This window comes from Streptomyces sp. NPDC046335, from assembly GCF_055587985.1.
In genome coordinates this window covers 660,330-674,280 of sequence record NZ_JBVJFF010000001.1, presented here as the reverse complement: position 1 = coordinate 674,280, position 13,951 = coordinate 660,330, and the positions used below count along the sequence as shown (strand labels likewise).

The 13,951-nt window shown below is 74.2% G+C and carries 12 protein-coding genes; 7 read left to right on the top strand and 5 right to left on the bottom strand.

The features are described 5' to 3' along the window. Positions 1-9: 9 nt before the first annotated feature. The 4 genes from ACZ6JY_RS02990 to ACZ6JY_RS02975 are packed head-to-tail and all read left to right on the top strand — an operon-like array spanning position 10 to position 2,564. Positions 10-915 (top strand): hypothetical protein, encoded by a 906-nt coding sequence (locus ACZ6JY_RS02990; RefSeq protein ID WP_469191923.1) that lies wholly within the window; start codon positions 10-12, stop codon positions 913-915. Continuing rightward, positions 912-1,142: a Trm112 family protein gene (locus tag ACZ6JY_RS02985; RefSeq protein WP_469191586.1), complete on the top strand. Its 231-nt coding sequence runs from the start codon at positions 912-914 to the stop codon at positions 1,140-1,142. Before ACZ6JY_RS02990 ends, ACZ6JY_RS02985 begins: the two co-directional genes overlap by 4 nt. Then, a complete protein-coding gene (locus tag ACZ6JY_RS02980) occupies positions 1,139-1,942 on the top strand; it encodes an FkbM family methyltransferase (RefSeq protein WP_469191584.1) in 804 nt (267 codons plus the stop codon). Before ACZ6JY_RS02985 ends, ACZ6JY_RS02980 begins: the two co-directional genes overlap by 4 nt. After that, a complete protein-coding gene (locus ACZ6JY_RS02975) occupies positions 1,923-2,564 on the top strand; it encodes a hypothetical protein (protein WP_469191582.1) in 642 nt (213 codons plus the stop codon). The genes ACZ6JY_RS02980 and ACZ6JY_RS02975 overlap by 20 nt, the downstream gene beginning before the upstream one ends. Here ACZ6JY_RS02975 and ACZ6JY_RS02970 read toward each other — a convergent pair. The 5 genes from ACZ6JY_RS02970 to ACZ6JY_RS02950 all read right to left on the bottom strand — a co-directional run bounded on the left by ACZ6JY_RS02970 (position 2,548) and on the right by ACZ6JY_RS02950 (position 10,042). Continuing rightward, on the bottom strand, positions 2,548-3,432 hold the full coding sequence (locus tag ACZ6JY_RS02970) for an ATP-grasp domain-containing protein (RefSeq protein ID WP_469191580.1): 885 nt from the start codon (positions 3,430-3,432) through the stop codon (positions 2,548-2,550). The two genes, ACZ6JY_RS02975 and ACZ6JY_RS02970, sit on opposite strands and share 17 nt — an antisense overlap. 121 nt (positions 3,433-3,553) lie before the next feature. After that, positions 3,554-4,621 carry a YeiH family protein gene (locus ACZ6JY_RS02965; protein WP_469191578.1) on the bottom strand — a complete coding sequence of 356 codons (1,068 nt, stop codon included), beginning with the start codon at positions 4,619-4,621 and terminating at the stop codon, positions 3,554-3,556. Then, a complete protein-coding gene (locus ACZ6JY_RS02960; protein ID WP_469191576.1) occupies positions 4,621-5,190 on the bottom strand; it encodes a cysteine dioxygenase family protein in 570 nt (189 codons plus the stop codon). Before ACZ6JY_RS02960 ends, ACZ6JY_RS02965 begins: the two co-directional genes overlap by 1 nt. Before the next feature lie 116 nt (positions 5,191-5,306). Beyond that, entirely contained in the window at positions 5,307-6,212 is a 906-nt protein-coding gene (locus ACZ6JY_RS02955) for a LysR family transcriptional regulator (RefSeq protein ID WP_469191574.1), read from the bottom strand. Between the two features lie 146 nt (positions 6,213-6,358). Then, positions 6,359-10,042, bottom strand: a complete 3,684-nt coding sequence (locus ACZ6JY_RS02950; protein WP_469191572.1) for a S8 family serine peptidase — start codon at positions 10,040-10,042, stop codon at positions 6,359-6,361. Positions 10,043-10,366: 324 nt separating this feature from the next. On the opposite strand from ACZ6JY_RS02950, the gene mreB reads away from it, so the two are divergent. The 3 genes from mreB (at position 10,367) to ACZ6JY_RS02935 (ending at position 13,923) form a co-directional block, all read left to right on the top strand. Then, positions 10,367-11,404: a rod shape-determining protein MreB gene (gene mreB, locus ACZ6JY_RS02945; RefSeq protein ID WP_469191570.1), complete on the top strand. Its 1,038-nt coding sequence runs from the start codon at positions 10,367-10,369 to the stop codon at positions 11,402-11,404. Between the two features lie 113 nt (positions 11,405-11,517). Beyond that, positions 11,518-13,110: a sensor histidine kinase gene (locus tag ACZ6JY_RS02940; RefSeq protein ID WP_469191568.1), complete on the top strand. Its 1,593-nt coding sequence runs from the start codon at positions 11,518-11,520 to the stop codon at positions 13,108-13,110. A gap of 72 nt (positions 13,111-13,182) precedes the next feature. Further along, positions 13,183-13,923: an SDR family NAD(P)-dependent oxidoreductase gene (locus tag ACZ6JY_RS02935; RefSeq protein ID WP_469191566.1), complete on the top strand. Its 741-nt coding sequence runs from the start codon at positions 13,183-13,185 to the stop codon at positions 13,921-13,923. The last annotated feature ends 28 nt before the right edge of the window (positions 13,924-13,951 follow it).

Here is a 13,951-nt window from a genome sequence, read left to right as displayed (position 1 = left end):
TGGTGGGGTGTGGCCGCGGCGCTGCTCGCGAACGTGCTCTACAGCACCGGGTTCGTCCTGGAGAAACGGGCGCTGACGGCCATGCCGTCCGTCAGCGTCCGCAACCCGGCCCGGCTGCTCAGGCAGGTGCTCGGCAGCCCGCTGTGGATCGGCGGCTCGCTGGCGCTCGCGGCCGGGTTCGGCGCCCAGCTCGCCGTGTACCGGACGCTGCCGATCGCCGCCGCGCAAGGCATCTTCGTCTCGGGCCTCGTCCTGCTGCTGCTCCTGTCCTCCGCCCTGCTCGGCGAGGAGACCTCGGGGCGCGAGCGGTACGCGGTCGGCGCGATCCTCCTGGCGCTGCTCATGGTGGTCCTGTCGCTGAGCGAGGACAGCGACACGGTCGGCCGCGGGGCGCCCGCGCCCCTGGTCCTCACCGTCTGCCTGCCGTCGCTCGCCGCGGGCCTGTGGCTCTACAGCTCGGCGGAGCGCCGCGCGAAGCACCGCCACCGCATGCCGACGGCGGGCGTGGAGTACGGCGTCGCGGTGGGGCTCCTGTACGGCGTGAGCTCGCTGGCCATCAAGGGCGTCTCCAGCCATCTGACCACGCAGGGGCTCGGCGGCGCCGTCGTCGACCTGCTGCGCTCGCCGTACCCGTATCTGCTCATGTTCACCGGGGCGTTCGGCCTGATCATGTCGCAGGCCGCGCTTCAGCGCTGCCGGGCCTCGCTGATCGTCCCGGTCTGCACGACGGTGACGTCGCTGTTCACGGCGGTGCTCGGGACGCTGGCCTTCGGCGAGGCGCTGCCGCACGAGCCGGTGCGGCTCGCCCTGCGGATCGCGGGCACGGTGCTCGCGGTGACCGTCCTGCTGGCCATGCCGAAGCACGACGGCACCCCCTCCCACCCCTCACCCCCCAAGGAGCTGACGAGCGGATGAACCCCGACGACCCACTGCTGAGGATCCTCGCCTGTCCGCTGGACAAGGGCCCGCTGCACCTGCTCGCCCAGGAGGAGCCGCTCGTGCCGCAGGAGGCGCTCTACAACCCGCGCCTGCGCCGCAGGTACCCGGTCATCGACGGCATACCGCAGCTGCTGCCCTCCTCCGGCGAACAGGTCACCGAGGACGAGCACGAGCAGCTCCTCAAGCGGACGTCCCACTCATGACGCTGGCCGCCCGTCTGGCACCCTTCGTGCCCGACCGGCTCATCGCCTCCCTGGCCCGGCTCGTCTACCCCCGCTTCGAGCCCGAGCTGGCCCGGCTCGGCGACCTCTGTCCGCCGGACTGCGTCACGGCCGTGGACGTCGGCGGCTGGTACGGGCCCTGGTCGGGCCGCCTGGCCTCGCGGGCGCGGCACGTGGTGACCGTGGAGCCGGTGCCGCGCCTGGCCCGGCTGCTCGCCGCGAGCACCCCGCGCAACGTCCGCGTCGTGCAGGGCGCGGCCACGGACCGGCCGGGCACGGCACGGCTCTGGCTGCCGGCCGGGGACCGGGGCGAGCGGGGCGTGTCCTCGCTGATCCGCCGGGACATCCACGCCCGCGCCCTCGACGTGCCGTGCCTGACGCTCGACGGGCTCGGGCTGCGGGACGTGCACTTCGTCAAGATCGATGTGGACGGCAACGAGCTGCCGGTGCTGCGGGGCGCGCGCGAGCTGATCGCCAGGGACCGCCCTGCGCTCTTCATCGAGCTGGAGGCCCGCATCCAGCCGATCGGGCCGATCGTGGAGCTGCTCACCCGCGAGCACGGCTACCGGGGCTGGGTCCTGCCGCACGACACCTGGCTGCCGCTCGCCGCCTTCGACCTGGAGGCCCACCAGTCGGACACGTCGTACGTGGTGACGCAGGGCCTGCTGCGCCGGGTGCTCACCCCGCGCCGCCCCCGCTACGTCAACTCGGTCCTCTTCCTCCCCGAAGGCCGCCGCCCGGGATCCCGCGCGGTGCGCGACGATGGGGCACATGCCCGCTAGGTCCACTCCGCCGCCCGCCCCGTTCACCCCGCTGGACTTCCAGCTCGTCCTGCTGCGCCGCATGGCCGACCACAACCCGGACCTCGTGGAGCGCGCACGGCACGACCTTGGCGTCTCCATCGCGGAGATGCGCGAGGCCAACCGCCGCTGGCAGGCGATGTCCCGGGGGCGCGGCGGCGCGCGCGGCGCCCGCTCCCGCTACCGCTCGGTCCTCGGCGCCCCCGAGTCGACCGTCCGGCGCACCATCGGCGACCTGGAGTGCGAGGCCCTGCTCTGGCCGGTGCCGCTCTGGCCCGACCTGCGCTTCGAGGTGCTGCTCGCGCCGAACGGGGCGGTGTGGAACGAGTGGCTGGTGCGCGCGCCGGGGGTGCCGGGCCCTGGACTCCGTACGATCGCCGACCTCACGCCGTGGTCCTGCACGGTCGACGAGGCGGCCCGCGCCTTCGCCCCCGCCCGGCCCATGGAGGGGACGGCGCCGACGCGGTGGCGCCTTGCCTTCACCGCGCCGGAGGCGGAGGGCACGGACGGCGCGCGGCGGCGCTGCGTGGCGGAGTTCACGTGGGGGCTGCTCCAGCGGGTGGAGTTCCCCGACGGGGGCCCCGCGCTCACACCGCGGCCTTGAGGATCCCCTCCACGACGCGGTGCAGTGAGCCGGGGTGCAGGGCGAGGAAGAGGTTGGGCTCGACGAGCTCCAGCTCCATGACGCGCGGGCCGTCCTCGGGGCCGTCCCCGTCGACGATGTCCACGCGCGCGTAGAGCAGCTCGGGCAGGCCCGGCACGGCCGCGAGCGCCCGCGCGGCGACGTCCAGCTCGGCGGCCGAGGGCTCCCAGGGGCGCAGGTCGGGGTGGGGCATCTTGTCGGCGTCGTAGGCCGTGCCGGGCGCGAGGACCGCGCCCTTCCGTATCGCGTGCAGGAACTCCCCGCCGATGAAGACGAGGGCGCGCTCCCCGGTGACGTCGATCCGCCGCACGAAGGGCTGCACCATGGCGGTGAAGCCCTCGTCGTGCATACGGGCGATGTGGGCGAGGGCCGCCTCGCGCTCATCGGCGCGGTAACGGCCGACGTAGCGCGCCCCGGCCCCGGAGGCCGGCTTGACGACGAACTCGCCGTCGCCGGAGGGCAGTACCGCGCTCTCCCCCGGAGCGAAGTAGGCCGTCGGCACGGTGGGGACGCCCGCCGCCGCCAGCTCGCCCAGGTACCGCTTGTCGGTGTTCCACCGCACGACCTCGGCGGGGTTGGCGAGCCGCGTGAGCTTCGAGCACCGCTCGGCCCACGCCACGTACTCCTCGGTGCGCCAGCTGTAGTCCCACGTCGACCTGATCACCGCGAGGTCGAAGCCGGCCCAGTCGACGTCCGGGTCGTCCCACCCCACGACGCGGACATCGGCGTCGGAGTCCGCCTCGGCGAGGGCCCGCGCGAGGACCGGCAGGTCGTGGTCGTAGTCCGGCTGCGGGCGTCGGGTCACGAGCGCGATGCGGGGGCTTGCCACGGGGGACTCCTCTAGCTCTGACAGGTGCACCCGTACGCCCATGCGTGCGTACGAGGATTCGCCCCGCAGGCTAACAAGCGCCCCACGCGCCCCCGCGCCTCGCGTCACGCGCCCCCGCGCCTCACGTCAGCAGCACACCCGCGTACGAGATCCCCGCGATGACGCCCCACGAGACGAGGCCCAGCGCGGCGACCCGGCCGCCCGTGCGGGTCAGGGAGGGCAGGTCGACCGCGCTGCCCAGGCCGAAGAGCGCGGCGGCGAGTACCAGTTCCTGCGCGGTCTGCGCCGCGTCGAGCGCGCCGCCCGGCAGCAGCCCCGTGGTGCGCAGCAGGACCATGGCGAGGAATCCGGCGACGAACAGCGGCACGAGGGGCGGGCGCTTGGCCGCCTTGCCGTCCCCGTCCGGCTTCGCCGCCGAGCGTGCCCGTGCCCGTACCGACAGGGCGACCGCCGCGACGAGCGGCGCGAGCAGCGCCACCCGCATCAGCTTGACCAGGACCGCGTCGCCGAGCGCCCCCGCGCCCGCGGTCTGCGCGGTCGCCACGACCTGCCCCACGTCGTGCACGCTCGCCCCGACCCAGCGCCCGAACTCCGCGTCGCTGAGGCCGAGGGGGTGCTGGAGCAGCGGCAGTACGGCTATGGCGAGCGTCCCGCAGAGCGTCACCAGGGCCACCGAGGTGGCGGTGTCCCGCTCGTCGCTCTCGGAGACCTCGCTGACGGCACCGATCGCCGAGGCGCCGCAGATCGAGTAGCCGGTGGCGATCAGCAGCGGCTGGTCGCCGCGCAGGCCCATGCGGCGCCCCAGCCACCAAGTGCCGAAGAAGGTGACGGCGACCACGCACAGCACCATCACGACCGAGGCCCAGCCGAGCCCCAGCACATCGTCGAGGCTCAGCTTCAGGCCGAGCAGCACGACGCCGGCCCGCATGAGCCGCTTCCCGGCGAACGTGAGCCCCGCCTTGCCGGGCCCGCGTACGTAGGAGTGCGCGGCGCCGGGCAGATGGGCGGCCACGATGCCGAGGACCACGGCGACGGTGAGCATCGGGACGCCGGGCACGAGCCGGTGCACGCCCCAGGCGACGGCCACTCCGAGGGCGGCGAGCCCGAGTCCCGGCAGCTTGCCGTGCGGGCGGCCGGGGGCGGCGGGTATCGCGGCACGGGACTTGGCGCGTTCTCCGAGCAGCGCCATTACCGGTCGGCCGGCAGTTCGTACACCCGGCGGACGCTGCTGCCCAGGCGGGCGATGTCGGCACCGTAGATGTGGATCGATATCGCGCGGGTGCCGCAGGCGTTCCACACCCGGTGGATGTCTCCGGGCGGCGCGAAGCCGCAGACGGAGCCCAGCGGGTTCACGACGTCCTCGGTGGCGACGAGCCGCGCCGCGCCGCCGTTCCCGGCGGCGGGCACGAGGCGGTAGCGCCGCTCCTGCTCCTCGCCCTCGTGCACGCCCGTGACGCACCACGACACGTGGTCGTGGACGGAGGTCCGCTGTCCCGGCAGCCAGACCAGGGCCACGACGGAGAAGCTGCCGTCGTGCTCGGCGTGCAGGACGTGCTGGCGGTAGCGCTCGGGGTCGCCCTCGCACTGCTCGCCGGTGAGCAGATCGGCCGCCCCGAGGTGCGGGGCGAGCCGCTCACCGACCAGGTACGCGGTCAGGTCGGGAGGCAGGCCGCGCCCGACCGCCTCGCGCACGTCGGCGACGAGGGTGTCGAGGCGCTCTGTGGTCCGGGCGGCCCGGTACGCGGTCGAGGTGGTCATACGGGCAGCGTGGCGCCGCCCGATCCATCACGTCCAACGACAGTTCTTTGGCATCCCTGCAACTTCCGCTTATGGCTGACGCGCCGGCGCGGAGGCCGGCAGGCGGGCCGCGGGCGTCAGCAGCCGACGCGGTTGGCGGCCACCGTCCTCAGCTCGTCGAGGACCAGGGCCGTGGCGGGGATGCGGAGGTGGTCCTTGAGGACGTACGCCGACACCTGGCGCCGCGAGGCGGGATCGAGTGCGCGTCCGGTCACCTTGCGGTGGCAGAGGAAGTTCAGGACGAGCCCCGGCATCATCGCGACGCCGAGCCCCTCGGCGACCAGGCTCTGCACGACGAGGTTGTCGTCGGTGGTGAAGGCGATGTCGGGCGCGAAGCCCAGTTCGGCGCACTCGTGCAGGAAGTTGGCCCGGCAGCGCGGGCACCCGGCTATCCACCGCTCCTCCGCCAGCTCGGCGAGCTTGACCGAACGCCGGCGCGCCATGGGGTGCCCCGCGGGCAGCAGCACGGTGAGCTGGTCCTCCATGAGCGGGATCTCCACCAGCTCGTCCGGCACGTCCTCGTGCAGCCCGGGATAGGTGAAGGCGAGGGTGATGTCGCACTCGCCGCGCACCACGCGCCGCAGCGACTCCGGCGGCTCGTCCTCCAGGAGCTCGACGCGCACTCCGGGATGGCCGGAGGCGAGGCGGGCCAGGGCCTCCGGGATGAGGGTCGCGTTGGCGCTGGGGAAGGCGCAGACCCGCACCCGTCCCGAGCGCAGCCGCGTGATCGCGTTCATCTGCTGCTGGGCCGCGGAGATGTCGTCCAGGATGATCCCGGCGTGCCTGGAGAGCGCCTCGCCCGCCTCCGTCAGCCGCATGCGGCGGCCGACGCGGGTGAACAGCGGCGTGCCGACGGAACGCTCCAGGGCCTTCATCTGCTGGGTGATCGCGGGCTGCGTGTAGCCGAGGGAGCGAGCGGCCGCCGAGTACGACCCGGCTCTGACCACTTCGTGGAACGTCTTGATGTGCCGTGAATCGAACACCGCTGAATCATAAGCAGATATTGGGATGACCCAACAAGGTCCGGGGCGGGGGGGGGGGGGGGGGGGGGGGGGAGGAGCCCCCACCCCCCCCCCCCCCCCCCCCCCCCCCCCCCCCCCCCCCCCCCCCCCCCCCCCGGACCGTCCCCCTACCGCACGCCCACCGCCCGTACGATCTCCTGCTTCACGCTCCCGCCCCGGTCGTCCCCGGCGGAAGCCCTCAGTGAGATGGACCCGGCATCGGCGGGAATCTTCAGCTTCGCCTCCCAGGACGTCTTTCTGCCGTCCCGGTCCAGTGCCACGTCCCGCCAGGTCCTGCCCTCGTCGTACGAGACGGCCAGCTCGGCCGCGCCGATGGTGCCGGTCCCCGCCGCCCCCTTCACGTACTCGGCGAAGATCCCGACCGGAACGGTCCGCCCGCCCCGCACCTCGCCCGCGAGGTCCGTGTCCACGTCGAACCCGAGGTTCAGCAGCGGAAGGTAGGTCCTGCGGTCGTCCGGAGTCTCCTTGGACCGGAAGGTCCACTCCGAGTGCCCCTTGGTCGCGAGCTCCCACCGCTCAGGATCGAGCGTCGTGTCGGTCACGACCTTGTACGTGTGCTCGCCGGGGTCCGCGTCCCACACGTACAGCCCCGAACTCGTCCGCCGGTCGACGCTGGTCCCGTCCACGAAGACCTCACTGGTCTGCGTCATGGAGGGCTCGTTCCACACGTCACCGAACCCGGTGTGGTCGGGCCCGGAATCGCCCCAGCCGGGCACGTTGAACTCCAGGTCGTTGCCCCTGCGGGTCTGCCCCCAGCCGAGCCCGGTACCGAGCCAGGGGTGCAGCACCGGCTTGAACCAGTCGAGCCCGACGCGCTTGCCGCCCTGGTAGGCGACGAGGCCGCTCCGCTGCTCCAGCGCCCCCGGCCCGGTGGACACCGACTCGTGCCAGAGCTGGCCCGCCCCGGTGGAGACGTACTCGGTGCGCTCGGCCGGGTAGGCGATCCGCTCCTGGAAGCCGATGCCGACGGGGAAGGTGTCGGTGATGGAGTACCGGAATCCCCCGCCCTCGGCGGGCTTCACCGCGTGATAGCGGGTGTCGAGGACCCCGATGTCCCGCTTCTTCGGCTCGAAGACGAGATCCTTCGGGACGGCACCCTCATGTCCCTCGGAGAGGTCGTAGACGTAGGGAGTGTGCACGGTGCCCGTGCTCGTGATCCTCCGGCCCGCCTCGGCGGCGGCGACGAGCCGCGCCCCGTCGGCGGCGTCGACGGAGGCGATCTGAAGCGGCCGGCCGGCGTTGTCGTCCGTGCCGAACCAGGCGCTGAGCCGCCCCGGCCTGTCGTCCGTCACGAACAGCGCCTTCGCGCCCGCGTCCTGCGCGGCCTGCCCCAACCGCTCCGGGGACACCGCGTCGCCGCGCCGGACGACGACGGCCTTGCCGCGCACGTCCTTGCCCTCGTAGGCGGCCGGGGTCCCGTCGCCCGCGTCCACGAGACGCCACGCGTGCCGCCCCCCGGCGATGGTCCCGCCGGGCTGGGCGACGGCCTCGCGCAGGCCCTTCACGTCCACGGCGGGCTTCCCGAGCCGCCAGACGGTGCGGTACTCGAAGCTGCCCTCGGTGACCTTCTCGGTGGGCGCGGCGAAGATGCCGTCGTACTTCACGGGCACCTGGACGGCGCCCATCAGGTCGGCGCCGCCGGCCTTCCTGTCGTACTCCATCAGCAACTGCCTGGTCTCGGTGCGCCGCCCGACGTCGGCCCTGATCTCGCGCAGCTTCCGTCCGTCGAGGGTGATCTCGCGGTCCCGGTCGAGGCTGATCTGCGGGTCGGCGAGGAAGCCTAGGCCGAGGGAGTCCCGGCCCGCGCTGCCGCGCACGTCGAGGAAGGACGTCACGGCGTACGAGCCCGGCTTCAGGCGCAGCTTCAGGGTGCCGGAGTCGCCGACGGTGGCCGGCACGGGGTCCGTGCCCCCGGCGAGCTGCTGCACCACCAGGTCGGCGGCGGTCGCCGCGCCGTCACGGTCCTTCACATGGACGGTGAGCGTGTACCGCTCCTCCTCCTTGACCAGGCCGAACGCGGTACGCGCGACCTCCTTGCCGCCCGCGCTCGCGACGACCGCGCCGCTGGTGCCGCCGACCGGAGCCTTCGAACCGTCCCCGGTCGCGGTGGTCGAGGCGGTGCCGTGCGCGGGGACCGTGAGGGTGGAGTCGGCGAGCGTGACGACACCGTCGGCGGCGCCGCGCGCGGCCAGCTCCAGCTCCACGTCCTTACCGGTGGAGTTGGTGTAGGTGAGGGTCCGGACGGCCGGCTCATTGGCGTCGTAGGGCCACCCGTAGAACCCGAAGTCGGCGCTGCCGGTCGCGGTGACCTCCGCCTCGACGGCGCCGGGCACGCTCAGCCGTCCGGCCCCCAGCGCGTACACGGAGGCGTCGAGCCGCTCGGAGCCGGACATCAGGGCGTCCTTGAGCCGGCCGCCCGTCCAGTCGGGGTGCCGCTCGGCCAGCAGGGCGGCGGCGCCCGCGACGTGCGGGGTCGCCATCGACGTACCGCTCATCTCGGTGTAGAAGCCCTCGCCGCCGGTGAGTTGGGAGCGGGCCGCGAGGATGTCGACGCCGGGCGCGGACAGGTCGGGCTTGAGGGCGTGGTCTCCGGCGCGCGGCCCCTGGCTCGTGAAGTACGCGGCCTCGTCGGCGGAGTCGACGGCGCCGACGGTCAGCGCGGAGTCGGCGGCGCCGGGCGAGCCGATGGACGAGGGGGCCCCGGTGTTGCCCGCGGCGATGACGAAGAGGGCGCCGGTCTCCTTCGAGAGGGAGTTCACGGCGGCGGACATGGGGTCGGTGCCGTCGCTCGCCTCGTCGGAGCCGAGGCTCATCGACACGATCTTGGCGCCGACGTCCTTCGCGGCCCACTCCATCCCGGCGACGATCTCCGACTCGCTGCCGAAGCCCTCGTCGCTGAGCACCTTGCCGACGGCGAGGTCCGCGCCGGGCGCGACGCCCTTCTCCTTCTCCCCCTCCGACGCGGCGCCGCTGCCGCCGACGGTGGAGGCCACGTGGGTGCCGTGCCCGTTGCGGTCGGCGACGCCCTCGCCCGCGATGAAGCTCTTGCTCGGGCCGACGCGCCCCTTGAGGTCGGGGTGATCGGCGTCGTACCCGGTGTCGAGGACGGCGACCTTCACGCCCTTCCCCGTGAGGCCCGCCTCCCAGGCCTTCGGGGTGCCGATCTGTTCGTTGCTCCGCGCCATGTCGGCCTCGACGCGCCCGTCGAGCCAGACCTTGTCGACGCCGGACGCCTTGTCGGTCACGGACCGCCACAGAGTGGTGGGCCGCTCGGCGGTGACGGCGACCCCCGAGACGCTGGGCAGGGCCCGCACCTTCTCGGCGCCGCGCGGCACTTCGTGGGCCCCGCGCGCCTTCTTCCCATAGGTCACGATGAGCGGAAGCGGCGGGCCCGCGGCGCCGGCCTTTCCGGCGTACCCCTGCCGGATCAGCCCGGTGACGTCGAACAGCCGCTCGTCCAGTGCTCCTGAGCGGAGGTAGGGCCGCGCCTCGTCCGGTACGACGGTGACGTGCCCGCCGGATATCCGGCTCCGCACGGCTCCGCTCGCGCCGGCGGGCCGCTCGACGGTGACGGTCTGCCTGCCGCCGGGCAGCGGGGTGACGGTGACCCGGTCGCCGGTGACGAGGGTGACGGTGTGGGCGGCGCGTGCCGTGCGCTGCTGCGGGGCGTCGGCCGCGGGTCCTTCGGCCGCGGGACCCTCGGCGACGCTCTGCCCGGCGGGAAGCAGGGCGAACGCGAGACCGAGGACGGCCGCGCGCCCGGCTCTTCGCCGTGCGGGGGCTCTGGTCATGGGGGTGCCTCTCTTCGTCTGCCCCGGGCGGGGGTGGTGCCCGAGTGCTGCGAAGAGTGTCAGGGAGCCTGCGTGACACGGGAGTTGACGGTATGTGGCGGAAAGCCGCCAGGGCGACTACCCGCCAGCGGCGACAGGGCGGCGGACCCGGGCCCGAGACTCCCGTACCCGCGGCTTCGGGCGGCCCCCGGGGCGCGATTCACCCGTCCGGCGGCACCCCGCCCGGCTCACCTTGACGCGCGCCCCTCCCGCAGGCACCGCACGATGCGAGACAGGGCCCGCGTTCGGCGGCCCGTACGGTCCGCGCTCTCGGGAGGATCTGCCATGACCGTCAGTCTGGAGCAGTTGCGCCGCTGCCACGTCGCCGTCGACATGGGGGCCGCGAGGACCCGGGTGTTCGTGAAGGGTGCCGGTCTCGTCGTCGACGAGCCGAGCGCCGCCGCGGTCAACACGCGGACGGGCGCGCTCATCGCGGTCGGCCGCTTCGCCGAGGAGATGACGGGCCGCACGCCCGATTACATCCGCGTGGTCCGCCCCGTGTCCGGCGGCACCGTCGTCGACATCGACATGGCCCAGCGGATGCTGCGCCACCTGATCGGCGAGAAGCTCCGCCGTGCCCTGCGCCGCAAGCCCCGGCTGCGCGCCGCCGTCTGCACCCCGCACGACGCGGACCCGCTGTCCCGGCGCGCGGCGGTCGAGACGATGGTCGGGCTCGGCGCCCGCCGGGTCGAACTGGTGGACACCCTCATCGCGGCGGCGGTCGGCTGCGGGCTGCCCGTCGAGCAGCCCGAGGCGACGATGATCCTCGTCTGCGGCGCCGCCTCGACGCAGGTCGCGGTCCTCTCCCTCGGCGCGATCGTGACCGCCGAGCGCGTCCCGGTCGGCGGCGAGGCCCTCGACAACGCGATCGTGCAGCACCTGCGCCAGCAGTACCAGCTGATGCTGCCCCAGCAGTCCGTACGCCCCCTCCACCTCGCCCTGCGCGGCAACGGCATCACCCAGGACGGCCCGGAGTCCACGGAGATCCACGGCAGGGACGTCGTGACCGGCCTGGCCCGCTCGGTCCACGTCGACACCGCCGCCGTCCGCCAGGCCCTGCACACCCCGCTCATCGCCGTGCTCGACGGCATCGGCCAGGTGCTGCGGGACTGCCCGCCGGAGCTGGTCGCCGACCTGGTGGACCGCGGGATGACGATGGTCGGCGGCAGCGCGCTGTTGCCGGGCCTGGACACGATGCTGCGGGAAGCGACGGGCATGCCCGTACGCATCGCGGAGCGGCCGGACACCTGCGCCGTGCTCGGCCTGGGTGCGATGCTGGAGGGCAAGATCCAGCCGCTGGTCCTTGACCCGCTGTCCGGCTGACCCGCGCGGACCGGGTGGCTCCGCGCACTTGGTGGACCGGGGGGACGGATGCACCGGGTGGACGGGCGCACCTCTCGACTCTCGATCGACTCTCGACGGAGTACGTGACGCAGATGCCCGAAGGAGCCGACACCCCACTGTCCTCGATGCCGCTGCTCGACGCGGTCCTCAGCGTCGGCACGGACCTCGAACTGCGCACCACGCTCCAGCACGTCGTGGACAGCGCGGCCCGGCTGACCGGCGCGGCGCACGGCACCCTCGGCACCACCGGGCCGGCGCACGAGAACCCGGCCGAGCTGTTCGTCGCGGGCGGGCCCAGCGGTGGCGGGCCCAGCGGTGGCGGGGCCGGCGGTGGCGGGGCCGGCGGTGACGTGCCGCCGGTGCGGGGCGAGGCCGGGGGCGACGTCATCCGCGTACCGATCCACGTGCACGACGAGCCGTTCGGCGACCTCGTGCTGACCGGCAAGGCGGACGGGCCGTTCACCGAGGAGGACCGGCAGCTCCTCAGAATCCTGGCGAGCCAGGCAGGCATCGCGATCGGCAACGCCCGGCTGTTCGAGGCAGCCCGGCGGCGCGAGCGCTGGATCGAGGGGGCGGCGGCGGTCACCACGGCGCTGCTCACCGGCGAGGCGGCGGCCGACGCGCTGATGACGGTCGCGGACCGGGCGAGGATTCTCGCGGACGCGGCGGCGGGCGTGGTCCTCCAGCCCACGGAGGCGGGCGGCATGCGGATCGTCGCCGCCTCCACGGACGGCGCGCCCCACGGCTGGGGTGCGTCGGCCCGCGAACGCCCCGCGGGACCCCCGGGGGCCGGCCCCGGGCAGGGTCCCCCGCACCACGACGACGGTCGCAACGACGGTCACGACGAGCTCATCGGCACCACCATCGAACCCGGCAGCGCGGTCCTGACCCAACTGCTCGGCGGCGAACCGGTGTTCATCGACGACTCCGCGACCGACCCCCGGATGACGACCCACGTACGCGTCCGCTTCGGACCCAGCATGATGCTGCCGCTCCAGGCGGGCGGACGGCTCATCGGCACGCTCGCGCTGCCCCGCAGACGCGGCGCGCCCGCCTACACCGCGGCCGAACGGCTGCTCGCCACCCAGTTCGCCTCGCAGGCCGCCCTCGCCCTCGTCCACGCCGACGCCCAGCAGGGCCGGCAGCGTCTCGCCGTCTTCGAGGACCGCGACCGCATCGCGCGCGACCTGCACGACCTCGTCGTCCAGCGGCTCTTCGCCACCGGCATGATGCTGGAGTCGACGCGCCGCCGGGCCGCTTCGACCGAGGTGGAGTCCACGCTCGACCGCGCCGTGGACGAGCTGGAGTCGACCATCCAGGAGGTCCGCACGGCGATCTTCGCCCTCCAGCAGCCGCCCGCCGAGGCGCCCACCACCTTCCGCGGCAAGGTCCTGCGCGAGACGGCGGGCGCCGCGGCGGTCCTCGGCGTCCAGCCGTCGGTGCACTTCGGCGGGGCCGTCGACGCCCGGGTCACCCGGCCCGCGGCCGGCCACCTCCTCGCCGCGCTGCGCCGCGCCCTGGCCGCCACGTCACGCCGGACCGGCGTCACGCGGGTCGACGTGGCGGTCGACGCGCGGGCGACGCTGCCCGACGGGCGGGAGTGCGTACGCCTGACGGTGTACGACGACGGGGACACGGACGGCGTGGAGGCGGGCACCACGGTGACCTGGCAGGCACCGCTCTGAGGGGTGCCTGCCTGGGGTGCCTGCCAGGGGCGCCGAGGGGAGCCCCGGAGCTCCGTGGCAGGATCCCGCGGCATGAGCAACGAACCGTCGGATCGTCCTGTCGCCCTGGTCACCGGCTCCACGTCCGGCATCGGCGAGGCCGTCGCGCGCAGACTGGCGGCGGACGGCACCCGGGTCGTGGTGCACTCGCGGCGCAGCACGGACGCGGGCGAGGCGCTCGCGGCGGAGCTGGGCGGGGCGTACGTGCGGGCGGACCTGGCGGTGGAGGACGAGGCCCGCGGCCTGGTCGAGGCGGCGCTCGAACGGTACGGGCGCCTCGACGTCCTGGTGAACAACGCGGGCATCAGCTGGCCCATCCCCCACGACGACCTGGCCGCGGCGACGCCCGCCGACTGGCGCCGGCTCCTTGAGGTCAACCTGATCGCCCCCTGGGTGCTGTGCACGACGGCCCTGCCGGCGCTGCGCCGGTCCCCGGCGGGCGGCAGCATCGTGAACATCACCAGCCATGCCGGGGTGCGCCCCAAGGGCTCGTCGGTGCCGTACGCGGCGAGCAAGGCCGCGCTGAACCACGTGACCCGGCTCCTCGCCGCCGCCCTCGGCCCCGAGGTGCGGGTCAACGCGGTGGCACCTGGCCTCGTGGACACACCGATGACAAAGGACTGGGCACAGGCACACGAGCTGTGGCGAACCCGCTCCCCCATGCACCGCCCGGCCCAACCGTCAGACGTGGCAGACCTGGTGACCTCGGTCCTTGCCAGCACGTACCTGACGGGCGAGGTCATCATGCTCGACGGCGGACTGAACCTGACGTGAGGGGGCGGGGGGCGGCTTGGCGGGGTGG

Coding starts and splice junctions, on each gene's coding strand:
- ACZ6JY_RS02980 (WP_469191584.1), top strand. CDS start 1,139: ATGACGCTGGCCGCCCGTCTGGCACCCTTCGTGCCCGACCGGCTCATC.
- ACZ6JY_RS02940 (WP_469191568.1), top strand. CDS start 11,518: ATGCCCGAAGGAGCCGACACCCCACTGTCCTCGATGCCGCTGCTCGAC.
- ACZ6JY_RS02950 (WP_469191572.1), bottom strand. CDS start 10,042: ATGACCAGAGCCCCCGCACGGCGAAGAGCCGGGCGCGCGGCCGTCCTC.
- ACZ6JY_RS02965 (WP_469191578.1), bottom strand. CDS start 4,621: ATGGCGCTGCTCGGAGAACGCGCCAAGTCCCGTGCCGCGATACCCGCC.
- ACZ6JY_RS02960 (WP_469191576.1), bottom strand. CDS start 5,190: ATGACCACCTCGACCGCGTACCGGGCCGCCCGGACCACAGAGCGCCTC.
- ACZ6JY_RS02935 (WP_469191566.1), top strand. CDS start 13,183: ATGAGCAACGAACCGTCGGATCGTCCTGTCGCCCTGGTCACCGGCTCC.
- ACZ6JY_RS02975 (WP_469191582.1), top strand. CDS start 1,923: ATGGGGCACATGCCCGCTAGGTCCACTCCGCCGCCCGCCCCGTTCACC.
- mreB (WP_469191570.1), top strand. CDS start 10,367: ATGACCGTCAGTCTGGAGCAGTTGCGCCGCTGCCACGTCGCCGTCGAC.
- ACZ6JY_RS02985 (WP_469191586.1), top strand. CDS start 912: ATGAACCCCGACGACCCACTGCTGAGGATCCTCGCCTGTCCGCTGGAC.